Source organism: Micromonospora sp. AMSO1212t, from assembly GCF_008868145.1.
In the GTDB taxonomy this organism is placed as follows: domain Bacteria; phylum Actinomycetota; class Actinomycetes; order Mycobacteriales; family Micromonosporaceae; genus Micromonospora; species Micromonospora tulbaghiae.
Map to the genome: position 1 here is coordinate 15,983 of NZ_WBKS01000004.1, position 22,330 is coordinate 38,312.

The 22,330-nt window shown below is 72.7% G+C and carries 19 protein-coding genes; 8 read left to right on the plus strand and 11 right to left on the minus strand.

What is annotated here, in order from left to right:
• The first annotated feature begins 118 nt into the window (after positions 1–118).
• A complete protein-coding gene (locus F8279_RS01980) occupies positions 119–826 on the plus strand; it encodes a TetR/AcrR family transcriptional regulator (protein ID WP_091423782.1) in 708 nt (235 codons plus the stop codon).
• On the opposite strand, the gene F8279_RS01985 is transcribed toward F8279_RS01980, so the two are convergent.
• From F8279_RS01985 to F8279_RS02000, 4 genes are read right to left on the minus strand one after another with little or no spacing between them, the layout of a single operon-like run.
• A complete protein-coding gene (locus F8279_RS01985; protein ID WP_091423779.1) occupies positions 812–1,945 on the minus strand; it encodes an acyl-CoA dehydrogenase family protein in 1,134 nt (377 codons plus the stop codon). The two genes, F8279_RS01980 and F8279_RS01985, sit on opposite strands and share 15 nt — an antisense overlap.
• Before the next feature lie 23 nt (positions 1,946–1,968).
• Positions 1,969–2,997 (minus strand): LLM class F420-dependent oxidoreductase, encoded by a 1,029-nt coding sequence (locus F8279_RS01990; protein ID WP_091423774.1) that lies wholly within the window; start codon positions 2,995–2,997, stop codon positions 1,969–1,971.
• Positions 2,997–4,157, minus strand: a complete 1,161-nt coding sequence (locus tag F8279_RS01995; RefSeq protein ID WP_091423770.1) for a CaiB/BaiF CoA-transferase family protein — start codon at positions 4,155–4,157, stop codon at positions 2,997–2,999. Before F8279_RS01995 ends, F8279_RS01990 begins: the two co-directional genes overlap by 1 nt.
• Positions 4,154–4,963: an enoyl-CoA hydratase-related protein gene (locus F8279_RS02000; RefSeq protein ID WP_225853075.1), complete on the minus strand. Its 810-nt coding sequence runs from the start codon at positions 4,961–4,963 to the stop codon at positions 4,154–4,156. Before F8279_RS02000 ends, F8279_RS01995 begins: the two co-directional genes overlap by 4 nt.
• Positions 4,964–5,006: 43 nt before the next feature.
• Between F8279_RS02000 and F8279_RS02005 the strand changes: the two genes are divergently transcribed.
• Entirely contained in the window at positions 5,007–5,687 is a 681-nt protein-coding gene (locus F8279_RS02005) for a GntR family transcriptional regulator (RefSeq protein WP_091423763.1), read from the plus strand.
• A gap of 1 nt (position 5,688) precedes the next feature.
• Here the strand turns inward: F8279_RS02005 and F8279_RS02010 are convergent, their stop codons facing one another.
• Complete coding sequence (locus F8279_RS02010; protein WP_091423760.1) at positions 5,689–7,179, minus strand: aldehyde dehydrogenase family protein; 1,491 nt, start codon at positions 7,177–7,179, stop codon at positions 5,689–5,691.
• Between the two features lie 76 nt (positions 7,180–7,255).
• On the opposite strand from F8279_RS02010, the gene F8279_RS02015 reads away from it, so the two are divergent.
• Entirely contained in the window at positions 7,256–8,407 is a 1,152-nt protein-coding gene (locus F8279_RS02015) for an acyl-CoA dehydrogenase family protein (RefSeq protein ID WP_091423756.1), read from the plus strand.
• Here the strand turns inward: F8279_RS02015 and F8279_RS02020 are convergent.
• On the minus strand, positions 8,367–9,299 hold the full coding sequence (locus F8279_RS02020; RefSeq protein ID WP_091423753.1) for an NAD(P)-dependent oxidoreductase: 933 nt from the start codon (positions 9,297–9,299) through the stop codon (positions 8,367–8,369). The two genes, F8279_RS02015 and F8279_RS02020, sit on opposite strands and share 41 nt — an antisense overlap.
• A 95-nt stretch (positions 9,300–9,394) precedes the next feature.
• Between F8279_RS02020 and F8279_RS02025 the strand changes: the two genes are divergently transcribed.
• Complete coding sequence (locus F8279_RS02025; protein WP_091423750.1) at positions 9,395–9,763, plus strand: helix-turn-helix domain-containing protein; 369 nt, start codon at positions 9,395–9,397, stop codon at positions 9,761–9,763.
• A gap of 48 nt (positions 9,764–9,811) precedes the next feature.
• Here the strand turns inward: F8279_RS02025 and F8279_RS02030 are convergent, their stop codons facing one another.
• Together F8279_RS02030 and F8279_RS02035 are read right to left on the minus strand one after the other, a co-directional pair.
• A complete protein-coding gene (locus F8279_RS02030; RefSeq protein ID WP_091423747.1) occupies positions 9,812–11,959 on the minus strand; it encodes a 3-hydroxyacyl-CoA dehydrogenase NAD-binding domain-containing protein in 2,148 nt (715 codons plus the stop codon).
• Positions 11,960–11,968: 9 nt separating this feature from the next.
• On the minus strand, positions 11,969–13,183 hold the full coding sequence (locus tag F8279_RS02035) for an acetyl-CoA C-acetyltransferase (protein WP_091423743.1): 1,215 nt from the start codon (positions 13,181–13,183) through the stop codon (positions 11,969–11,971).
• A gap of 162 nt (positions 13,184–13,345) precedes the next feature.
• Between F8279_RS02035 and F8279_RS02040 the strand changes: the two genes are divergently transcribed.
• Together F8279_RS02040 and F8279_RS02045 are read left to right on the plus strand one after the other, a co-directional pair.
• Positions 13,346–14,554 (plus strand): TetR/AcrR family transcriptional regulator, encoded by a 1,209-nt coding sequence (locus F8279_RS02040; protein ID WP_091423739.1) that lies wholly within the window; start codon positions 13,346–13,348, stop codon positions 14,552–14,554.
• 93 nt (positions 14,555–14,647) lie between these two features.
• Positions 14,648–15,811 (plus strand): TetR/AcrR family transcriptional regulator, encoded by a 1,164-nt coding sequence (locus F8279_RS02045; RefSeq protein WP_175438794.1) that lies wholly within the window; start codon positions 14,648–14,650, stop codon positions 15,809–15,811.
• Positions 15,812–15,824: 13 nt separating this feature from the next.
• Here the strand turns inward: F8279_RS02045 and F8279_RS02050 are convergent, their stop codons facing one another.
• Positions 15,825–17,042 carry an oxygenase MpaB family protein gene (locus F8279_RS02050; protein WP_091423732.1) on the minus strand — a complete coding sequence of 406 codons (1,218 nt, stop codon included), beginning with the start codon at positions 17,040–17,042 and terminating at the stop codon, positions 15,825–15,827.
• A 153-nt stretch (positions 17,043–17,195) separates the two neighbouring features.
• On the opposite strand from F8279_RS02050, the gene F8279_RS02055 reads away from it, so the two are divergent.
• A complete protein-coding gene (locus F8279_RS02055; protein WP_091424537.1) occupies positions 17,196–18,167 on the plus strand; it encodes an oxygenase MpaB family protein in 972 nt (323 codons plus the stop codon).
• Here F8279_RS02055 and F8279_RS02060 read toward each other — a convergent pair.
• On the minus strand, positions 18,075–19,937 hold the full coding sequence (locus F8279_RS02060; protein WP_091423729.1) for a long-chain fatty acid--CoA ligase: 1,863 nt from the start codon (positions 19,935–19,937) through the stop codon (positions 18,075–18,077). The two genes, F8279_RS02055 and F8279_RS02060, sit on opposite strands and share 93 nt — an antisense overlap.
• 202 nt (positions 19,938–20,139) lie before the next feature.
• Positions 20,140–20,946, minus strand: coding sequence for an SDR family NAD(P)-dependent oxidoreductase (locus F8279_RS02065; protein ID WP_225853076.1), 807 nt, complete (start codon positions 20,944–20,946; stop codon positions 20,140–20,142).
• Between the two features lie 122 nt (positions 20,947–21,068).
• Between F8279_RS02065 and F8279_RS02070 the strand changes: the two genes are divergently transcribed.
• On the plus strand, positions 21,069–22,268 hold the full coding sequence (locus F8279_RS02070) for an oxygenase MpaB family protein (protein WP_225853077.1): 1,200 nt from the start codon (positions 21,069–21,071) through the stop codon (positions 22,266–22,268).
• The last annotated feature ends 62 nt before the right edge of the window (positions 22,269–22,330 follow it).

Genomic DNA, 22,330 nt, shown 5'->3' on the forward strand with positions numbered 1-22,330 from the left:
GGCGACCGCCGCGCCCCGCATCCGCGGGGCGCGGCGGTCGCGCTCGCACGGGGGTACGCCCCGGCGATTGGTACGGTGAAGCGCCAACCGCGTCACTGTCTCTCCCGGGAGGGCACCCATGGCCCGGACCGCTCCGGCGCAGGCGTCCTCCCCCGATGCGGGTCACGACGAACCGGCCGGCCCGCCGGAGTCGCTGCTGGAACGCGCCTTCACCGAGGCGCTGCACAGCGCCGACGACGCCGACGAGGTGGCCACCCGGATCCTCGACGCCGCCTACGAGCAGTTCTGCCGGATGGGCATCCGCCGCTCCACCATGGAGGACGTGGCCCGGCGGGCGGGCGTCTCCCGGATCACCGCGTACCGCCGGTTCGCCACCAAGGACCGGCTGGTCGAGCAGGTGGTCCGCCGCGAGTTCCGGCGCTACTTCGACCGGTTCCTGGTCGACATCCAGCAGGCGGAGACAGTCGGCGACCGGGTGGTGCTGGGCTTCGTCAGCGCGCTGGACGCGATCCGCCGCAACCCGCTGATCGGCGGGCTGATGAGCGTCGAACCGGACGTGCTCATCCCCTCGATGATCAGCGACGGCGGGCGGACGCTGGCGACTGTGCAGCGGTTCGTGGCCGGGCAGCTGCGCCGCGAGCAGCGCGCCGGCACCATCGCCGCCACTGTTGACGTCGAGGTGGTCGCCGAGCTGATGACCCGGCTGTCCTGCTCCTTCCTGCTCACCCCGAGTCACGTCATCGACCTCGACGACGCCGACGAGCTGCGCGCCATGGCCCGCCGGTTCCTCGTACCCATGCTGGAGCCCGGCTCACAGGCCGAGTGACCGGCCGATCACCTCCTTCATGATCTCGGTGGTGCCGCCGTAGATGGTCTGGACGCGGGCGTCCAGGTAGGCGCGGGCCACCGGGTACTCGCGCATGTAGCCGTAGCCGCCGTGCAACTGGAGGCACCGGTCCACGACGCGCTGCTGCAACTCGGTGCACCACCACTTCGCCATCGCCGCCGTCTCCGCGGTGAGGTCCGGCGCGACCAGGCACTGATCCACGAAGACCCGGCCCAGACGCAGCTCGGTGGCGAGTTCGGCGAGCACGAACCGGTTGTGCTGGAAACTGCCGATGGGACGGTCGAACGCCTGGCGCTGCCTGCAGTAGTCGAGCGTCTGCGCGAACACCGTCTCGGCGCCGGCGAGCGCCGCGACGGCTATCGACAGCCGCTCCAGCGGCAGGTTGCGCATCAGGTAGGCGAAGCCCTCGCCCTCGGTGCCGAGCAGGTTGGCCGCGGGCACCCGTACGTCGGCGAAGAACAGCTCGGCGGTGTCCTGCGCCTTCTGCCCGAGCTTGTCGAGGTTGCGGCCACGCTCGAACCCGGGCATGCCGCGTTCGACCACGAGCAGGCTGATCCCCCGCCGCCCGGCCCCGGGATCGGTACGGGCGACCACGACGACCAGGTCGGCCAGGATGCCGTTGCTGATGAACGTCTTCTGCCCGTTGAGGACGTAGTCGTCGCCGTCGCGTACCGCCGTGGTGGTGATGCCCGCCAGGTCGCTGCCGGCGCCGGGCTCGGACATCGCGATAGCCGTGACGATCTCGCCGGAGCAGAAGCCCGGCAGCCAGCGCTGCTTCTGCTCCTCGGTGGTCAGGTCGGTCAGGTACGGCCCGATGATGTCGTTGTGCAGGCCGAACGCCGGCCCGCTCGCACCGGCCCGGGCCAGTTCCTCGGTCAGCACGGCGTGGAAGCGCCGGTCGGTCACCCCGGCGCCGCCGTACCGTTCGTCGACGAAGAAGCCGAGCAGGCCGGCGGCGCCCGCGGCCCGCCACACGCCGCGGTCGACGATGCCGTCGGCCTCCCAGCGCTCGTGGTGCGGGGTGATCTCCTTGTCGATGAACGCGCGCACCAGTTCGGCGAACGCGAGGTGGTCGGCGGTGAAGACGGTGCGGTCCATGTGTGTCAGCTCCCTCCTCCGCGCTACCGGGCCATGTCCGCGACGGCGGCGACGAGGCGCCGGGGGTCCTCGCCCAGCGGCGCGACGTTGAGGATCGTCACGCCGGCGTCGCGGTACTCCTGGACCCGGTCGCGCACGTAGCTCTCCGGCCCGATCAGGCTGGTGCGTTCCAGCAGTTCCGCCGGAACCGCGGCGGCGGCCTCGGCCTTGCGGCCGTCCAGGTAGAGTTCCTGGATGCGGTCCGCCTCGGCGGCGTAGCCGTAGCGGCACAGCAGGTCGTGGTAGAAGTTGCGGCCCTTGGCGCCCATCCCGCCCACGTACAGGGCGATCAGCGGCCGGGCGAGGTCGCGCAGCCCGGTCACGTCCGGTCCGATGGCCAGCGGCCCACCGGCCACCACCTCCAACGGCCCGAGATCGGCCGACCGCTTCGCCCGGCCGGCCGCCAGCGCGGCGCCCCAGACGTCGCCCGCGCGCCGCGGGTCGTAGAGGAACGGCAGCCACCCGTCGGCGATCTCGGCGGTCATCCGGACGTTGCGGTCACCCAGGCTGGCCACGTGGATCGGGATGCGGTCGCGTACCGGGTGGGTGAGGATCTTCAGCGGCTTGCCCAGCCCGGTGCCGTCGCCGGGCGGCAGCGGCAGCCGGTAGAGGCCGTCGTTCGTCAGCGTCTCGCGCCGCCACACCCGCCGGCAGATCTCGATCACCTCACGGGTGCGGGCCAGCGGCCGGTCGTACGCGACGCCGTGCCATCCCTCGATCACCTGCGGTCCGGACGCGCCCAGGCCGAGGATGGCCCGGCCGCCGGACATCGCGTCCAGGCCCGCCGCGGTCTGCGCCAGCAGAGCCGGGGTACGCGAGAAGATCGGCAGGATCGCGGAGCCGATGTGGACGCGGCTCGTCCGGGCGGCCAGGTAACCCATTACCGTGGGCGCGTCGAAGCCGTACGCCTCGGACACCCAGACCACGTCCAGGCCGTCCTCTTCCCAGGCGGCCACGTCGTCGGCGCCGCTGCGGGGGTCGGCGGCGTACGCCAGTGTCGTCCCGATACGCATCAGTGCGCTGCTCCCTGCTTCCGGCCGACGGCGCCGCCGTCCAGCCACCGCGGTAGGTGTTCGTCCAGCCCCCAGTCGGTGAGGACGGGCTCGGTGTCCGCGCCCGGCACGGGCGGCGGGCCGCCGACCCGGCCGGGTGTCCCGGACAGACGGGGCGCCACGGCGGGCTGCCGGACGCCGAAGTGCTCCTCGTACGTGCCACGCGCGGCCAGGTGCGGGTGACCCGGCGCCTCGGTGAGCGACAGCACCGGCGCGACGCAGGCGTCGGTGCCGTCGAACACGGCCGTCCACTCGTCGCGGGTACGCCCGGCGAACACCTCGGCGAAGCGGGCGCGCAGCACCGGCCATCCGGTGACGTCGTGCCGGTCCGGCAGGTCCGCGTCGGCGAGCCCGAGCCGCCGCAGCAGTTCGGCGTAGAACTGGGGTTCCAGCGCGCCGACCGCCATGTGCCCGCCGTCGGCGGTGGCGTACACGTCGTAGAACGGCGCGCCGCCGTCGAGCAGGTTGCGGCCCCGCTCGGGTCGCCAGGCGCCCTGCGCGAGCAGCCCGGCGAACGGGGTGGTGAGGTGGGCCGCGCCGTCCACGATGGCGGCGTCGACGACCTGCCCACGCCCGGTGGCGCCGGCGACGTGCAGCGCCGCCAGGATGCCGACGACCAGGTAGAGCGCGCCGCCGCCGAAGTCGCCGACCAGGTTGAGCGGGATCTGCGGCGGCCCGCCGGCGCGGCCGATCGGGTGCAGCGCCCCGGCCACCGCGATGTAGCCGATGTCGTGGCCGGCGGCGCGGGCCAGCGGCCCGTCCTGTCCCCAGCCGGTCATCCGCCCGTAGACCAGCCCCGGGTTGCGGGCCAGGGCGGCCTCCGGTCCGACGCCGAGCCGCTCGGCGACACCGGGGCGCCAGCCCTCGATCAGGATCGCGGCCCGGCCGGCCAGCGCGAGGACCACCTCGGCGCCGTCGGGGTGCTTCAGGTCGACCACGATCGAGCGCTTGCCCCGGTTGAGCAGGTTCCGCGCGGGGTCGCCGGCCGCGAACGCGCCGGGTTCCGGCCGGTCGATGCGCACCACGTCGGCGCCGAGGTCGGCGAGCAGCATGGCGGCGAACGGGCCGGGGCCGATCCCGGCCAGTTCCACGACCCGGACGCCGGCGAGCGGGCCGCTCACGCGCCGGCCCGTGGGGCGAAGCGGGGCGCGCGCCCCTGGGCCCGGCCGATCAGGGCCTCGCCGAAGTCGGCGCCGGCCAGCGACTCGACCATGAGCCGGATCGCGTCGGCGGCGGCCTCGGCGGCGCCGGTCTCCAGGCCGGAGAACACCTGCCGCCGGATCACCGCCATGGAGGCCGGTGAGCAGTGCTGCGCCAGGTCCGCCGCATAGGCTTGTGCCTCGGCCAGCACCTCCTCGCGCGGGAGCACGCGTTGCACGAGCCCGATCCGGAACGCCTCCACCGCGTCGACCTTGCGGCCGGACACCAGCAGGTCCAGCGCGGCGCCGAGGCCGACCAGCCGGGGCAGCAGCCAGGCGCTGCCGTACTCGGCGACGAGGCCGAGCCGGCTGAACGTGGTGGACAGGCGCGCCTGCGCCGCCATGAACCGCACGTCGGCGTAGAGCGCGTGGACCAGGCCGAGGCCCGCCGCGCCGCCGTTCACCGCGGCGACGATCGGCGTGCCGAGCGTCAACGGCAGGTGCGGCGGGAAGCCGAACTCGCCCGCCAGCAGATCGCGGTTGTGCTCGTCGAGCAGCGCGGCGAGCGCCTCCGGGTCGGCGCCGGCACAGAACCAGTCGCCGGTGCCGGTGACCACGACCGCCCGTACCTCCGGGTCCGCGTCGGCCGCCACCAGAGCCGCGTAGTAGTCGCGGAACATCTCCAGCGTCATCGCGTTGCGCCGGTCGGGCCGGTCGAACCAGATGGTGCGTACGCCGTCGGCGGTGGCGGCCCGCAGACCGTCACCGGCCTGCTCGGACGCGCTCACCGACTCGATCCTTGTGACATTTGACATTTGATACCCTTGTCCGGTGGCGGAACGTGGCAAGACCCCGAGCGTGTCCCAGCCCCAGCTCTCCGAGACGGTGGCGAGCTTGCTGCGCGACCGGATCATGTCCGGCCAGCTGCGCCCCGGCGAACGAATCCGGCTGGAGGAAATCGCCCAGGAGACCGGGCTGAGCATCACACCGGTGCGTGAGGCGCTGCTGATGCTGCGCGCGGAGGACATGGTCGAGCTGCAACCGCGACGCGGGCACGTGGTGGCGCCGCTGTCCCGGCAGGACATCATCGACGTGTTCAGCCTCCAGGGCCACATCGCCGGTGAGCTGGCCGCCCGGGTCGCCGTCAGCATCACGCCGGACCAGCTCGACGACCTGCGGCAGCAGCACGAACGGCTGCGCCGCGCCGCCCAGGCCCGGCAGACCAGCCGGGTCGAGCAGCTCGAATACGAGTTCCACCGCCGGATCAACCGGCTCGCCGACGCGCGCAAGCTGTCCTGGCTGCTGCGGACCGTGACCCGCTACACGCCGTCGCGGTTCTACGCCGCCGACCCGGAGTGGCGGGCCGGCATGGTCGCCGATCACGAGGCGCTGCTCGACGCGCTCGCGGCAGGCGACCCGGAGGCCGTCCGGCCGGTCATGGCCCGGCACTTCACCGACGGCGCGGAACGGCTGGTCAAGCACCTCGACGGACTGGGCGTGTGGAACGAGTGAGTCACCGGCGGCCATGACGCCACGCGAACATCACCAGCGAGCGCTTCATCGCGGAGGCGGACGGCTGGAGCGTCATCACTTCGATCAGCGGCCGGAACCGCTGCCACGTCACCGATCGCGCCCGGCTGAACTCGCGCAGGCCGTCCGCGCCGTGGACCCGCCCGAATCCGGAGTCGCCCACACCGCCGAAGGGCAGTGACGGCACCCCCGCGTACCCCAGCACGGAGTTGACCGACACCGCGCCGGCCCGCAGCCGCCCGGCGAGCGCCAGGCCACGGCGACGGTCGCGGGTGAAGATCGAACCGGAGAGCCCGTAGCTGGTCGCGTTCGTCCGGCGTACCGCCTCGTCGGCGTCGGCCACCGGGTTGACCACGAGCACCGGGCCGAACGTCTCCTCGGTGACGGCGGCGCTGTCCTCGGGCACGTCGGTCAGCACGACCGGCTCCACGAACGGGGGACGTACCGAATCCACGTCACCGACCACCGCCCGGGCGCCCCGGTCGAGCGCGTCGGTGACGTGGCGCCGCACGACGTCCGGCTGGGTGGGCGTGGTCATCGGCCCGTACGGCGCGTCCGGCTCGGCGCCCGGCCGGACCTGCCGCGCCAGCTCGGTGAGCGTGGCCAGGAACGGCTGGTAGACGGACCGTTCGACGTAGACGCGCTCGACGCCGGCACACGTCTGCCCGGCGTTGCCCAGTCCCCCGAAGACCGCCGCCCGCGCGGCCGCGTCGAGGTCGGCGTCGGCGGTGACGATCAGAGCGTCCTTACCCCCGCCCTCGATCACCACCGGTGTCAGGCTCTCGGCGCAGGCGGCCATGACCGCGCGCCCGGTCGCGGCCGACCCGGTGAACGCGATCTTGTCGACCGACGCGCGGCACAGCGCCGCGCCGGTCGTGCCGTCGCCGGTGACCACCTGGAGGACCGGGTGGTCGGGGAACAGCTCGTGCCAGCGCTCGGCCAGCCACACACCGACACCGGGGGTGAACTCGCTGGGCTTGAACACCACAGCGTTGCCGGCGGCCAGCGCGTGCGACACCGCACCCATCGGCGTGTAGACGGGGTAGTTCCACGGGCCGATCACGCCGACCACGCCGTACGGCACGTACTCGACGGAGGCGGCCTGGTTGAACGCGAGCAGGCCGGAGGGGACCGAGCGCCGCCTGAGCACCCGCGCGGCGTGCCGGGCCGCCCAGTCCAGGTGCTCGACGGCGAGCATCACCTCGAGCTGCGCCCCGGCGAGGCTCTTGCCGGTCTCGCTCCGGACGATCCCGGCCAGCTCCTCGATACCGCCGGCGACTGCCGCCTTGTACGCCAGCAGGTGGCGGCGGCGTTGCCGGGCGTCCAGGCCGGCCCACCAGCCGGCCGCCTCGCGGGCTCGCGACACGGCGGCGCGCACTGCGGCGTCGTCGGCGATCTCGTAGTCGGCGCGGTGCTCACCTGTCACCGGGTCGACGACGCGCAGCCGGCGAGGGTGCTCCACGAGGGACGTCATCGACAGCCTCCTGACATTTGATATTCGATAGTCTAGCCTTGCTGTCAATCCCTGCTGACGCGCTGGAGGTACCGCAGTGGAGTGGAGCGACGAGCAACGATCCCTGGTCGAGGCGGTGCGGGACTTCTGCCGCCGCGAGGTGGGCACCCGCGAGCAGCGGCAGAACCTCACGAACGGCGGCCGGGAACCGCACAGCCCGGAGCTGTACCGCAAGATGGCCGACCTCGGCTGGCTGGGCCTGTCCCTGCCGGAGGAGTTCGATGGCGGCGGCGCCGGCATGACGGAGCTGTGCCTGTTCCTGGAGGAGACGGCCCGCGCGATGGCCCCGATCGGCGGCTTCACCACCTCGATCATCGTGGCCGCCACCTACCAGCGGTTCGGCACGCCGGCGCAGAAGAAGCTGATCCTGTCCGGAGTGGCCCGCGGCGTCATCGAGGCGGTCGCGATGTCCGAGCCCGAGGCCGGCTCCGACGTGGCGAACCTGAGCTGCCGCGCCGAGCGCCGCGACGACGGGTACGTCGTCAACGGCCAGAAGACGTGGTGTTCGAACGCCCACCTGGCCGAGCACATCCTGCTGGTCGCCCGCACCTCCGGCCGGGCCGGCGACCACCACGGCCTGACCATGTTCCTGGTCCCCGCCTCGGCGCCCGGCCTGACCGTCTCCGGCATCGACACCATGGGCGGCCGGGAGGTGAACGACCTCTACTTCACCGACTGCGTGCTGCCCGCCGACGCCGTGGTCGGCGAGGTCGACAACGGCTGGCGGCAACTGATGGCCGGGCTCAACATGGAGCGGCTGATCCTCGCCAGCGTCATGCTCGGCACCGCGCAGCGGGCGTTCGGCGACGTCGTCGAGTACGTGAAGCACCGGCGGCAGTTCCGCCGGCCGATCGGATCGTTCCAGGTGCTCCGGCACCGGCTGGCCGACCTGGCCACCGAGATCGAGTGCGCCCGGCTGCTGGTCTACGACACCGCCGCCAAGGTCGACAAGGCGCCGGACACGGTGCTGCCCCGGGAGAGTTCGATGGCGAAGCTCAAGGCCACCGAGACCGCCCGCCGGGTCGCCCTGGACGCGATGCAGATGATGGGCGGCTACGGCTACACCACCGAGTTCGACATGGAGCGCCTGGTGCGCTCGTCGATCGTGTCCACCGTCTACGGCGGCGCCAGCGAGATCCAGCGCGAGATCATCGCCAAGACGTACGGGCTGTCCGAGCAGATGTCCTGACGTGATCCGGCCCGCGCACCAGCAGGTCGATCACGCCCGTCAGGTCCTCCTCGCCGCCGCCCTGCGCCAGGCGGCGGCGCATCAGTTCGAAGTACGGGCTGAGCAGTTCCGGGCTGACGCCCTGCTGTTCGGCGGTGCTCAGGAAGGTCGGCGTGCCGGCCACCTGCATGGCGAGACTGGAGACGACACCCTTCGTGTAGTCGCCGCCGCGCAGCTGGTCGGCGGTCTGATGAACTGCCGGGGCCATCGTCACGAGCCAGTCGGCGAGCAGCGGGGCCAGCGACGCGGGGTCGATGTCCTCCTTGCGGATCAGGGCGAAGGCGTGCGCTGCCCCGGCGAACATCCCGTACATGGCGCTGAGCAGGGCCACGTCGTGCAGGGCGGCGAAGCCCGCGTCCCGGCCGACGTAGGTGGTGCCGGCCGGGACGCCCAACGTCTCCCGGTGCCGCTCGAACAGCTCCCGCGAGCCGCTGTAGAAGACGTAACCGCCGGCCTCCGGGAGGCCGATCATCGGAGGAACGGCCATGATCCCGCCGTCCAGGTAGCGGGCACCGCGCTCGCGGGCCCACTCGGCTCGGGAGCGGGCCTCGGCAGGGGTGCCGGTGGTCAGATTGACCAGATCCTTGCCGGTCAGGTCGGTGCCGGCCAGCACCTCCCCGACCGAGTCGTCGTCCAATAGACAGACGACGACCAGGGTGTTCGCCGCGACGGCCGCAGCGGCGCTGTCCGCGAGCCCCGCCCCCTCGTCGGAGATCGCCGCTGCGCGGGCCGGGGTGCGGTTCCAGACGGTGAGCGGGTGGCCCGCGGCGATCCAGGTGCGGGCCAGCGCGGTGCCCATCGCGCCGAGGCCCAGCAGCGTGACGGGGGTCTTGTCGACAGTGTTCGGTGCCATGCCCTCAGGCTGGTCGCAGGCCAAAAGATGATCAAGTACGCACTTCGGAGTAGGTGGTTACCCTGAGGTGAGCGAGCACGTCGGAGGGGCGGGGCATGGCGACGTTGAACCGGCCGGGCGCACCAGGAGGCCACGTCTGCGGGATCGACACCGCGATGGAGGTGATCGGGGGCAAGTGGAAGGTGCTGATCCTCTGGGCCCTCCACGAGCACCCCTGCCGCCGCTTCGGCGAGTTGCGTCGACTGCTGCCGGGGGTCACCGAGAAGGTGCTGGCCGCACACCTCCGCGAGATGGAGGCGGACGGCGTCGTGCACCGCGTCTCCTACGACGAGGTGCCGCCCCGCGTCGAGTACTCGCTGACCGCGGACGGCGTGCGCCTCAACGACGCCCTCGAGCCGCTGGCCGCCTGGGGACGCGAGCGGCCGATCGCCCGAGGGCTGGCGAAGACGGGCCGGGGCGTCTGAGGAGAGCGCCGGCCGCGGCCACTCGTCGAGGCCGCGGCCGGCCGGACCCTATTCGAACCGCTCGCCCCGCTCGGCCATGGCCACCAGCAGCGGCGGCGGGTCGAACCGCTGCCCGTACCGCTCGGCGAGCACCCGGGCGCGGGCCACGAAGCCCGGCAGCCCGCCGTCGTACTGGTTGACGTACTGGAGGACGCCGCCGGTCCAACTCGGGTAGCCGATGCCCAGGATCGAGCCGACGTTGGCGTCGGCCACCGAGGTCAGCACGCCCTCGTCCAGGCACCGCACCGACTCGATCGCCTCGATGAACAGCATCCGCTCCTTGAGGTCCTCGAACGGCGTGTCCAGGTTCGTGCCGCCGAACTGCTCCCGCAGCCCCGGCCAGAGCCCGGCCCGTTTCCCGTCGCGGTAGTCGTAGAAGCCGGCGCCACCGGAGCGCCCGGTCCGGCCGCACTCGTCGATCATCCGGTCGATCACCGCGTCGGCCGCGTGCGGCGTCCAGGTGCCACCGGCGGCGACTGTGGCCGCGGCCGTCTCCTGCCGGATCTTCCGGGGCAGGGTCAGGGTCAGCTCGTCCATCAGCGCGAGGACCGGCGCGGGATACCCGGCCTGGCTGCTGGCCTGCTCGACGGTCGCCGCCGGGATGCCCTCGGCCAGCATCGCCACGCCCTCGTTGGTGAACGTCCCGATGACCCGGCTGGTGAAGAAGCCCCGGCTGTCGTTGACCACGATCGGCGTCTTGCGCAGCCGGCGTACGACGCCCAGCGCTCGGCCCAGCGTGGTCTCGTCGGTCCGCTCACCGCGGATCACCTCGACCAGCGGCATCTTGTCCACCGGGGAGAAGAAGTGCAGCCCGACGAACTCATCCGGCCGGCTGACGCCCTCGGCGAGCAGCGTGATGGGCAGCGTGGACGTGTTGGAGGCGATGAGCGCGCCCGGCGCGACCTGCTCGATCTCGGCGTACACCTTGTGCTTGAGCGCCGGGTCCTCGAAGACCGCCTCGATCGCGAGGTCGACGCCGGCCAGGTCGGCGAGGTCGCCGGTGGCGTGGATCCGGCCCAGGATCTCGTCGCGCTCGTCTGGCGTGGACCGGCCCCGGGCGACCGCCTTGTCGAGCAGGCCCGCCGAGTACGCCTTGCCCCGCGCCGCCCCCTCGGCGGTGACGTCCTTGAGCACGACCCGCATCCCGGCACGGGCGCAGACGTACGCGATGGCGGCGCCCATCATGCCCGCGCCGACCACCGCGACGCTGCTCACCGGCTCGTGTGCCCCGCCGGCGGCCCGGGACCGGGCGGTCTGGAGGTCGAAGAACAGTGCCTTGATCATGTTCTTGGCGATCTGGCCGGTGGCCAGCTCGGTGAAGTACCGCCCCTCGACGGTGAACGCGGTGTCCAGGTCGACCTGGGCGCCCTCGACGGCGGCGGCGAGGATGTTGCGGGGCGCCGGGTAGGGCGCACCCTTGAGCTGTTTGCGCAGCAGGGCGGGCATGGCCGGCAACTGGACCGCGAGCCCCGGGCTGGACGGGGTGCCGCCGGGCATCCGGTAGCCCTTACGGTCGTACGGCTGGGTCGCGTCGGGGTGGGCGGCGATCCAGTCGCGGGCGGCGGCCATCAGGGCGTCCCGGTCGGTGGCGAGCTCGTCGACCAGCCCGTGCGCGAGCGCGTCCTGCGGCCGGCGGCGCTGGCCGCGCAGCAGCCAGTCGGTCAGCGCGGCGGTGACACCGAGCAGCCGGACGGTACGCACCACGCCACCGCAGCCGGGCAGCAGGCCGAGCGTGACCTCGGGGAAGCCGATCTCGATCGCCGGGTCGTCGAGCACGACGCGGTGGTGGCAGCCCAGCGCCAGTTCCAGTCCGCCGCCGAGGGCGGATCCGTTGATCGCGGCGACGACCGGCCGGCCGAGCGTCTCCAGCCGGCGTACGGCGTGCTTGAGCGCGGCCGCGCCGGCCGCTGACGCCTCGGCGTCGGCGGGGGTCAGCCGCACCAGGGTCTCCAGGTCGCCCCCGGCGAAGAACGTCTTCTTGGCCGAGGTGACGATCACGCCGGTGATCCGGTCGCGCTCGGCTTCGAGCCGGTCCACAGTGGCCGTGAGGCTCGCGCCGAACTCCGCGTTCATCACGTTCGCCGAGCGGCCGGGGTGGTCGAGGGTGAGCAGCACGATGCCGTCGTCGCCGTGCTCCCACCGGATGGTGTTGGCCATTCGTGCTCCTCAGATTCGTTCGATCACGGTCGCGATGCCCATGCCGCCGCCCGCGCAGAGCGTGGCCAGGCCGTAGCGGCCGCCGCGTCGTTCCAGTTCGTCGACGAGCGTGCCGAGGATCATGGCGCCGGTCGCGCCCAGCGGGTGTCCCATCGCGATCGCCCCGCCGTTGACGTTGACGGTGTCCGGGTTCAGGCCGAGGTCGGCGACGAACCGAAGGACCACCGCGGCGAACGCCTCGTTGATCTCCACCAGGTCGAGGTCGTCGACGCCGAGACCGGCCTTGGCCAGCGCCTTGCGGGCCGCCGGGGCCGGACCGGTGAGCATGATGGTGGTGTCGGCGCCGCTGAGCGCGGTCGCCAGGACGCGGGCTCGCGGGGTGAGGCCGGCGGCGGCGCCGGCCGCCTCACTGCCGACCACGACGAGCGCGGCGCCGTCGACGATGCCGGAGGAGTTCCCCGCGGTGTGGACGTGCTCGATCCGCTCGACCCAGTGGTACTTCTGCAACGCGACCGCGTCGAAGCCCGCCTTCTGGCCGATCTCGGCGAACGAGGGGCGCAGCGCGGCGAGGCTCTCCGCCGTCGAGTCAGCCCGGATGTGCTCGTCCCGGTCCAGGACGGTGAGCCCGTTGCGGTCGCGGACCGGCACCACGGACCGGGCGAAGTAGCCGTTGGCCCACGCCTTCGCGGCCCGCGCCTGCGACTGGAGCGCGTACGCGTCGACCGTCTCCCGGTCGAAGCCGGCGATGGTGGCGATGAGGTCGGCGCTGATGCCCTGCGGCACGAACCCGGTGGTGTAGTTGACCTCCGGATCGAGCGCCCACGCCCCGCCGTCGGAGCCCATCGGCACCCGGGACATCGACTCGACGCCACCGGCGAGGACGAGATCCTCCCAGCCGGAGCGCACCTTCTGCGCGGCGATGTTCACCGCCTCCAGGCCGGAGGCGCAGAAGCGGTTGAGCTGGACGCCGGCCACGGTGTCGGGCAGGCCGGCGGCGACGGCGGCGGTCCGGGCGATGTCGGCGCCCTGGTCGCCGAGCGGGGACACCACCCCGAGCACGATGTCGTCGATCAGCGCCGGATCGAGGCCGGGCATCCGCCGCAGGGTCTCCTCGATCAGGCCGGTGATCAGCGAAACCGGCTTCACCCCGTGCAGCGCTCCGGTCGGCTTGCCCCGCCCGCGCGGCGTGCGCAACGCGTCGTAGATGAACGCATCGGTCGTCATGCCAAGCTCCTCATTGCTCACCCGCATGCGAATTTCGCCTAACTTTTCTTGAGCCTGCCGCCGCTTGTCAAGAAGCGTTCCGCGCTGTCCGGCTCCGGCTCCGCGACGGAAACCGCCGAGGGGCGTCACCGGATCCACGCGAGCGGGCGCTAACGTGTAGCGGTGCGACGAACAGCCAGCGACACCGCCCCGGCACCGGTCAGACGGCCCAAGGACCGCAAGGCCCGGATCGCGCTCGCCGGTGCCGAGCTGTTCTGCGAGCGGGGCTACCACGGCGTCTCGGTGGACGAGATCGCCGCCGCCGTCGGCATCAGCGGGCCGGCCGTCTACCGGCACTTCCCGAACAAGTACGCGATCCTCGTGCACGCCACCCGCGAGGTCGTCGGCGCCCTGCTCGCCGCGACCGGGCGGCCGGCGGCGAACAGCGCCGACGGGCTGCTCGACGAACTGCTGCGCGCGCTCGCCGAGGTCGCGGTGAGCAGGCGGCGGGTGGCCGGGCTGTACCAGTGGGAGGGCCGCTACCTGACGCCCGAGCACCGGCAGGAGTTCGCCGCGTCGATGGCCACGCTCGTCGGCCGCGTCGCCGCGCCGCTGCGCGAGCTGCGTCCCGAGCTGACCGCCGGGCAGGCGGACCTGCTGGTGAACGCGGCGCTGAGCGCGTTCGGCAGCGTTACCACGTACCGGGCCGCGGCCACCGGCACCGACACCGAGCACCTGCTCACCCGGGTCGCCTGGACGCTGCTGCGGACCGACGCGCCGGCGGTGCCGCCGCGGCGGCGTCCCGCGCCGGAGGACACGCCCGCCACCGGCCCGGTGCGCCCGGCGTCGCGCCGCGAGCTGCTGCTGATCGAGGCGATGCGGCTGTTCCACAGGCACGGCTACCACGCCGTCGCGGTCGAGGACATCGGCCGCGCCGCGGGCATTCAGGCATCCAGCGTGTACCGCTACTTCCCCGGCAAGGCCGACCTGCTCGCGGCCGCCTACTACCGGGCCACCGACCGGCTGACCGGTGCCACCACCGCGGCGATCGCCGACGCGAGCGACCCGGCCGACGCGCTGCACCGGGTGGTGCGGGCCTACGTCGACTTCGCGTTCGGCCAGAGCGACCTGGTCGCGGTGTACCTGGCGGAGAACAACAACCTGCCGGACCGGGACCGCCACGAGTTGCGCGGCGCGCAGCGCCTGCACGTCGAGGAGTGGGTGGGCCTGGTCCGGGCGGTACGGCCGGACCTGCCGGCCGGCGACGCCCGCGTCCTCGTGCACGCCGCGCTGAACGTGGTCACCGACGTCGGACGGCTCGGCCGCTTCGACCGCACCGCGGGCTACGACACCTGGACCGCCCGGCTCGCGCTCGCCGTGCTGCACGCCTGAGCGGCGTCATCGCGAGGGCGCGGGCGGCGTGAACCGCTGTGGTTGACTGACACCCATGGTCCTGTGCCCGTCCGCGTCCGCCCGGACGGTCCGGTGACCACCGGGCCGGCCGCGGCCACCCGGCCACGCAACCGCAGGCAGGTCATCGTGGAGTCGGCCGGGCAGGTGTTCAGCGAGCGCGGCTACCACGGCGCGTCCATGGAGGAGATCGCCGCGGCGGTCGGCATCAGCGCGCCGGCGCTGTACCGGCACTTCCCGAACAAGTACGCGTTGTTCGCCGAGTGCGCCAACGTCATGGTGGACAACCTGGTCGGGGTCGTCGACGAGTGGCCGCCCGACGCGGCGCTGGCCGACGTGCTGGTGGCCCTCACCCGGGTCACCGTCGCGCACCGCGCCTCCGGCGGCATCTACCGGTGGGAGGCCCGCTACCTCGGGCGCGCGGACCGCCACCTGCTCCGCGCGAAGTTCGGCCACGTCGTGGGCCGGGTCACCGAGATGGTACGGCGGGAGTACCCGCTGCCCGAAGAGCGGCTGCGGGCGGTCGCGGCGCTCGGTGTGATCGGCTCGGTGACCATGCACCACACCTCGATCGCCCAGCGCCGGATCGAGGATCTGGTGCTCCGGTCCGCGATGCGGGTCGTGGCCACCGACCCGACGACCGCCGCCGGGACGGCGCGGCTGGTCGAGCTGCCCGCCCAGCCGGTGCCCCGCACCCGGCGCGCGGAGATCCTGGCCGCGGCCGTGCCCCTGTTCGCCCGGGACGGCTTCGCCACCGTCACCAACGCGCAGATCGCCCAGGCGGTGGGGCTCGCGCCGTCCGCGATCTACCGCCACTATCCCGGCAAGGTGGACATCCTCGTGGCCGCCTGCCTCCAGGCGGCGGAACTGCTCGCCCAGGCGGTGGACCGCAGCCTCCAGCGGGCGGCCGATCCTCGTCAGGCGGTGGTCGCGCTGGCGGCGGCGTACGTGGCCTACTGCTTCGAGCACAACACCCTCAACAGCGTCGCCGAGGCCGAGGTGGCCGGGCTTCCGGACGACGTCCGGCGTCCGCTCATCCTCGCCCAGCGGGAGCACATCGCGGTCTGGGAGCAGCAGTTGCGGGCGGTCCGGCCGGACCTGGACCGGCGGCAGGCCCGGCTGCTCGTGCACGCCGGCTTCGGCGTGGCGGTGGAGGCCGGGCGGGCCCTGCGCTGGCAGGACTCGCCCGGCCACCGGGACGCGGTGACCGCGCTGGTCACCGGCGCCCTGACGCTGTGAAGCCGCACGCGCCTCAGGTGCCCGGCCGGTTCATGACCGGGATCGTGATCGGGGTGTGCGACGCGGACGAGCCGTTGTTGAGGAACAGCATCGCCAGCCCGCGGATGAACCTGTCGAACAGGCCGAACGTCTCCGGCATGAGCGGCGAGAGCCCTTCGCGGAACATCACGTACGTCGGCCAGCCGGCCTCGATCACACCCCGGGAGATGTAGTCGCGGGGCAGCCGCAGCCAGTCGCCGATCCGGTCGGTGAGCACGTAGCGCGCGAACTCCCGCTGGAATCCCCGGGTGACGCCCAGGTCCACCGAGGACGTCAGGTTCAGCAGGATGTCGGCCAGGTCGATGCCCTCGGGCGTCGGCGCGAGGAGCGGGTTCAGCGCGTACCGGGACTGCTCCTCGGCGGCGGCCCAGCTGTTCGGGATGAACTCGTCGCGGACCCCGAGCAGGTGCAGGGCGACCTGCCACATGTGCAGGTAGGCCTCCTCCTCCGCGGCCGACATCCGCAGGCCCCAGCGACGCCAGTCGAGCAGCTTGCGGTGCACGTAGGTGCCGAGGCTGTGGAAGGTGATGAGGATGTCGCCGTTGCTGATCGGGATCGGGTGGTCGGTGACGCCGCGCCACGGCGCGGACTGCGGCAGCAGGTGCCGTACGGCCGCGTGGGTGAGCCGCGTCTTGTGCGAGGTGACCACGAAGCTGCCGGTGGCCTTGAACGCGTCGGGAGCGCTCAGGTCGTACCCGTAGGTGAAGGTCTTCGCGGCGCGCGACTTCATGTCCGCGCCGCCCTCGGACCAGTAGACGTTGCGGGCCTCGCGCGGGATCACCGTGCTCATGATCCCGCTGCCCAGGCCGTAGAGCAGGAACAGGTACATGCTCATGCGCTTGTTGAACTGGGCGGCGCGGTCCAGCTTGGCCTGGTCGGCCCAGGACGGCAGCGTGTTGACGCGCCGCAGGTAGGTGGTGAGCGCCGGGGGCAGGCCGGCGGGCAGCGCGTCGCCGTTGCGGATCCAGGACGCGAACGCGGTGTTCACCGCCGGGATCTGACCGGCGTCCAGCAGCGAGGCGACGAGCGGGTCGGTGTCGTCGTCCCAGACGTCCCACGGGTCGGTGACCGTGTCGGTCCCGGCGATCGAGCCGGACGACGACCACGCCCACGCCTTCGGGGTGTCCGCCACCGCCACCAGTCCCAGCGCGGCACCGAGCGTCAGGACGCTTCGTCTACTGAGATTCTCCATTAGCACCACTTCCCGGTTTCGACCGGACATCGCCCTGAACACCGGCCCGTGAGGTGCGCACAAGCAGGTTTCGAGTTATCCGGGGATGTGATTTTCTATTAACATAGAGGAGCTTGACTGCATGGGCAAGGGTGGACGGTGGAGGTGGTCGCGATGGCTCGTGACGGGCGGTACCGCTGGTTGCGCCGGATCGAGACGCTCGACCCGGTACGCGACCACCACGAGATCTACCGGCTCTCCGCCGGGTACGAGTTCCCCTTCGACTACCAGCGGGCGCTGGAGCTGGCGCTGCTGCGCACGTTCTGCGTGCCGGGCATCTCCGCGCTGCTCGACGCGACCGGCGAGTTCCGGCTGCGGGCGCAGCAGCGCTACGACGACACCGCGCTGCTGATGGCCGAACTGCTGGAGCACGGGTACGACTCGCCGCGCGGCCGGGAGGCGCTGCGGGTGGTCAACCGGGCGCACGGGCGGTACGCGATCTCGAACGACGACATGCGCTACGTGCTGTCCACGTTCGTCTACGAGCCCATCGACTGGCTGGACCGCTACGGCTGGCGCCCGCTGCACGAGCACGAACGGCTGGCCGCGTTCCACTACTACCGCGCCGTCGGCGGGCGCATGGGCATCCGGGACGTCCCGGCGGACTTCGCCGCGTTCCGGGCCTTCAAGGACGCGTACGAGCGCGAGACGTTCCGCCGCACGCCGAGTAACGAGCGGGTCGCGGCGTACACGCTGGACCTGTTCGCGTCCTGGTACCCGGCGCCGCTGCGCCCGGCCGCGCGCCTCGGCGTGCGCGCGCTGCTGCCGCCCGAGATGCGGGCCGCCTTCGGGCTCCCGGCCGCGCCACGGCCGCTGACCGCGCTGGTCGGCGGCGCGCTGCGCGCCCGGGCCGCCGTGGTTCGGCTGCTGCCCGCGCGGACGGTGAGCCGGCTGACCCGCGCGCCGCGCAACCGCACCTATCCCGGCTACCCGCGGGGGTACCGGCCCGCCGACCTCGGCGCGCCGCCACCCCCGCCCGGCATCGACCCGGCGCTACTCCGTGACGGGCTCCGCCACCGCGTCGCCCGGCCGGTAGAGGGCGTCGATCCGGTCGCCGTACCGGTCGACGACGACCCGGCGCCGTAGCTTCAACGTCGGGGTCAGCTCGCCCGACTCCGGCGTCCACGCCGACGGCAGCACCTGGAACGTCTTGACCTGCTCGGGCCGGGCGAGCCGCGCGTTCGCCGCGTCCACGGCGGCCTGGATCTCGGCCAGCAGCACCGGGTCCGACGCAAGGGCGGGCAGCTGCGGGTCGGCGACGCCGTGCGTGCGCGCCCACTGCGGCGCCACCTCCTCGTCCAGCACGATCAGCGCCGTGACGTACGGCCGCCGGTCGCCGATCGCCACCGCCTGACCGATGAGCGGGTGCGCCCGCAGCAGGTTCTCGATCTGCGCCGGCGAGATGTTCTTCCCGCTGGACGTGATGATGAGTTCCTTCTTGCGGTCGGTGATGGTGAGGAAGCCGTCGTCGTCGAGCGTCCCGACGTCGCCGGTGGCCAGCCAGCCGTCCGCGTCGACGACCGGCTCGACGGTGCCGTCCTCGCGCAGGTAGCCGGAGCACACGAGCGGACCCCGGACGAGAACCTCGCCGTCGTCGGCGAGGCGCACCTCCATGCCCACGTTGGGACGGCCGACGGTCCCGGTGCGGAATCGGTCGGGGGTGTTGAGGGTGGCGGTGCCGGTGGTCTCGGTCAGACCCCACACCTCCAGCACGTCGACGCCGAGCCCGGCGAGGAACCGCAGCACGTCCACCGGGATCGGGGCGGCGCCGCTGCCGGGCCAGACCATGTTGTGCAGGCCCAGTGTCGACTGCAACGGTCGCAGCACGGTGTCGCGGGCCTGCGCCACCCGCGCGGCCAGCTCGTCCGGCACCGGCTTCCCGGCCGCGCGCAGCTCGTACGCCTCCAGGGTCACCGCGGTCGCGGCGGCGACGGCGGCGCGGACCGCGGGCTCGGCGCCGGCCAGGTGGGCCTGGACGCCGGCGGCCATCTTCTCCCAGACCCGCGGCACCCCGAAGAACGAGGCGGGACCGACGGTGCGCAGCGCCGCGACGAGCTGCGTGGCGTCGGGGCAGATGGTCACGTGCCCGGCGCGGTAGATCGGGTTGTAGATGCCGAGGAACCGTTCGGCGATGTGCGCGAGCGGCAGGTAGGCCACAGTCGGCGCGTGGTCCGGGACGGACACCATCGCCTCCAGCGCCACCGCCTGGTAGAGCACGTTGTGGTGGCTGAGCACGACGCCCTTCGGGTCGCCCGTCGTCCCGGACGTGTAGAGCAGCGTCACCGGCTGCTCGGGCCGGATCGTGCGCCAGCGCCGCTCGAAGGCGTCCGGGTCCGCCTCGCGGGCGGTGCGGCCGAGGGTACGCACGCGGGACAGCGGCACGGCCTCCGTCGACGCTTCGCCCGGATCGTCCACCAGCACCACCCGGAGCAGGTCGGGCAGGTCGGGCAGGATCGGCCGCCAGCGCTCCAGCTCGGCCGGGCCCTCCAGCACGAGCACCTGGGCGGCGCTGTGCCGCGCCAGGTAGCGCATCTGCTCGGGGCTGAGCGTCGGGTAGATCGTGGAGGGCACCGCGCCCAGGTGGACCGCGGCGAGGTCGACCAGCCAGTGCTCGGCGCGGCTGGACATCATGACCAGCATGTGCCGCCCGGCCTCCAGGCCGATCTCGGCCAGGCCGGCGGACAGCTCGGCGACCTCGTCGCGCAGCTGCGCCCAGGTGCGGGTGTCGTCGCGGCCGAGCGTGGTCAGCGCGGGCCGGTCGCCGTGCTCGGTGGCGTTGCGGTGCAGCAGCGCCGGGACGGTCAGGTCGGCGGCTTTCTTGGCGCAGTCCTCGGCGAGGACGTCGGCGGGGTCCATGGGCTACTCCTTCACACGCAACCGGGCCTGGTGGTGGCAGGGCTGGCCGCACCCCGCCGTGGTGCCCGCGCGGGTTCCGCAGCCGATGGCAGCACTGTAAACGAGGGTTAACTTTCTGGGAAGGATCGCCCGCGATCTGGCGCTGTATCGACATGCGACGGTGACGCGGTGACGAACGCCGACTAACCAAGCGGTCCGCGGCTCACTGCGCGGTCCAGCCGCCGTCCACGTGCAACACGCTGCCGGTGACGTAGCTCGCGGCGTCCGAGGCCAGGAACAGCACCGCGCCGACGACCTCCTCGGGGCGGCCGAACCGGCCCATCGGGATGCGGTCACGCAGCCGCCTCGACCACTGCTCGTGGCCGCGCAGGCCCTCCGTCATCGGGGTCTCCAGGTAGCCGGGCGCGACCGCGTTGACGCGTACGCCGGCCGCCGCCCACTCCAGCGCCAGCGTGCGGGTGAGCTGCTCGACGCCGCCCTTGCTGGCGCTGTAGGCGGCCAGGCGCGGGAAACCGACCTGACCGTGCACGGAGGACATGTTGACGATGCTGCCCGCGCCCTGCTCGACCATGACGGCGCCGGCCGCGCGGGCGCAGACGAACACCCCGGACAGGTTGGTGTCGATCACCTGCTGCCAGTCCCCCAGGCTCAGCCGTTCGCTGCGGTGCAGCGCCGGGCTGATGCCGGCGTTGTTGACGAGGACGTCCAGCCGCCCCCAGCGCTGCCGCGCGAGGGTCAGCACGGCGTCCGCGGCGGACTCGTCGGCGACGTCACCGGCGACCACTGCCGCTGTGCCACCACCGGCCGCTATCCGGTCCCGCACCTCGTCCAGCGCGTCCGGGCGCCGCGACTGGAGGATCACCGACGCGCCGGCCCGCGCCAGCCCTTCGGCGATCGCCGCGCCGATGCCCTGGCTGGCTCCGGTCACCCACGCGACCCTGCCCGACAGCATCCCCTCGACCACCGCCACGGCGGGCTCCCCTCTTCTTGATCCATCGACAGTTGTCATCGCGAGCCTTGTGGACACCGTTACCACGTGCTCTCATGTGATACACGGGCGCAACATTCGTTTCACCGTATCAGCGGCCTCGACCCCGAGGAGTGAACGTGGAACCGGTAAGCAGACGCAAGATGTTGAAGGCCGGCGGAGCACTGGGCGCGCTCGGCGCGCTGAGCGTCGCCGCGCCGGCACAGGCGCGATCGGCGTGGACCTGGTCGCCCAAGGGATCGGTGGCCGGCGCCGGGGCGGGCGTGGACCCGCGCTGGGTGTGGGACGAGGAGGCCGACCCGCTCGTCGCCTCGCTCCTGGACCGGGGCGACGCACCACTGGTCAACCAACTGCTGCGGACGTGGACGAAGAACGGCCAGCCGCTGCCGTCCGGCCTCCCGGCGGACGTCCGCCAGTTCATCGAACGCGCACGCGTGCTGCCCTCCTGGGTCGACCAGGGCAAGCTGGCCACCGCCGTGCGCTTCAACGAGAAGCGCGGCCTCTACCTCGGCGTGCTCTACGGCCTGGCCAGCGGCATGATGAGCACCGTCATCCCGAAGGAGGCGCGCGCCGTCTACTACTCCAAGGGCGGCGCGGACATGAAGGACCGCATCTCCAAGACCGCCAAGCTCGGGTACGACATCGGCACCGCCAACGCGTACCAGCCCGACGGCTCGATGATCGTGACCGCCGTCAAGACCCGGCTGGCGCACGCCGGCGTGCGTCACCTCCTGCCGCAGTCGCCCGAGTGGGCCGACGTCGCACCCGAGGACATCCCGATCAGCCAGCGCGACCTGATGGTCACCTGGCACAGCCTGCCGACCACCGTCATGCGGAAGCTGACCGACTGGCGGGTGCCGATCCCCGCCGCCGAGTCGACCGCCTTCCTGCACCTGTGGCAGGTGGCCGCGCACATGCTCGGCATCAGGGACGAGTACATCCCGGCCACGTGGAGCGAGGCGAACTCCCAGGCCAGCGAGGTCCTCGACCCGATCCTGGCGCCCACCCGCGAAGGCAACGCGCTCGCCGACATCCTGCTCGGCCTCGGCAGGGAGATCGACGCCGGGCTGCTCAGCAAGCCCATCCTCGGCTCGTTCACCCGGTTCATGCTCGGCAACCAGATCGCCAACTGGCTGGAGATCCCACGCGACCTGCTCTGGGACACGCTCCTGCGGACGAGCTGGGGCCCGTTCATCGCGGTCCGGGAGGCGCTGCTGCCGTTCCCGCTCGCACCGGAGTGCTACTGGCTGTTCGACGAGTTCCTCCGCAAGCTCGCCCTGCTGTTCCTGTCCGAAGGGCAGTCCATCAACATCGAGATCCCGCTCGGCAACCGCGAGTTCTGACCACCGCGTCGCAGCCGGGGCGCCTCCCGTCCCCGGCTGCGGCGACGAGCGCCCGGGTGAGC

What these genes read in the sequence shown, in the direction of transcription:
- F8279_RS02060 (WP_091423729.1), bottom strand. Translation starts at nt 19,937, where the DNA reads ATGGACCCCGCCGACGTCCTCGCCGAGGACTGCGCCAAGAAAGCCGCC.
- F8279_RS02050 (WP_091423732.1), bottom strand. Translation starts at nt 17,042, where the DNA reads ATGGAGAATCTCAGTAGACGAAGCGTCCTGACGCTCGGTGCCGCGCTG.
- F8279_RS01985 (WP_091423779.1), bottom strand. Translation starts at nt 1,945, where the DNA reads ATGGACCGCACCGTCTTCACCGCCGACCACCTCGCGTTCGCCGAACTG.
- F8279_RS02030 (WP_091423747.1), bottom strand. Translation starts at nt 11,959, where the DNA reads ATGGCCAACACCATCCGGTGGGAGCACGGCGACGACGGCATCGTGCTG.
- F8279_RS01990 (WP_091423774.1), bottom strand. Translation starts at nt 2,997, where the DNA reads ATGCGTATCGGGACGACACTGGCGTACGCCGCCGACCCCCGCAGCGGC.
- F8279_RS02070 (WP_225853077.1), top strand. Translation starts at nt 21,069, where the DNA reads ATGTTGAAGGCCGGCGGAGCACTGGGCGCGCTCGGCGCGCTGAGCGTC.
- F8279_RS02035 (WP_091423743.1), bottom strand. Translation starts at nt 13,183, where the DNA reads ATGACGACCGATGCGTTCATCTACGACGCGTTGCGCACGCCGCGCGGG.
- F8279_RS02025 (WP_091423750.1), top strand. Translation starts at nt 9,395, where the DNA reads ATGGCGACGTTGAACCGGCCGGGCGCACCAGGAGGCCACGTCTGCGGG.
- F8279_RS02065 (WP_225853076.1), bottom strand. Translation starts at nt 20,946, where the DNA reads ATGACAACTGTCGATGGATCAAGAAGAGGGGAGCCCGCCGTGGCGGTG.
- F8279_RS02055 (WP_091424537.1), top strand. Translation starts at nt 17,196, where the DNA reads ATGGCTCGTGACGGGCGGTACCGCTGGTTGCGCCGGATCGAGACGCTC.
- F8279_RS02020 (WP_091423753.1), bottom strand. Translation starts at nt 9,299, where the DNA reads ATGGCACCGAACACTGTCGACAAGACCCCCGTCACGCTGCTGGGCCTC.
- F8279_RS02010 (WP_091423760.1), bottom strand. Translation starts at nt 7,179, where the DNA reads ATGACGTCCCTCGTGGAGCACCCTCGCCGGCTGCGCGTCGTCGACCCG.
- F8279_RS01980 (WP_091423782.1), top strand. Translation starts at nt 119, where the DNA reads ATGGCCCGGACCGCTCCGGCGCAGGCGTCCTCCCCCGATGCGGGTCAC.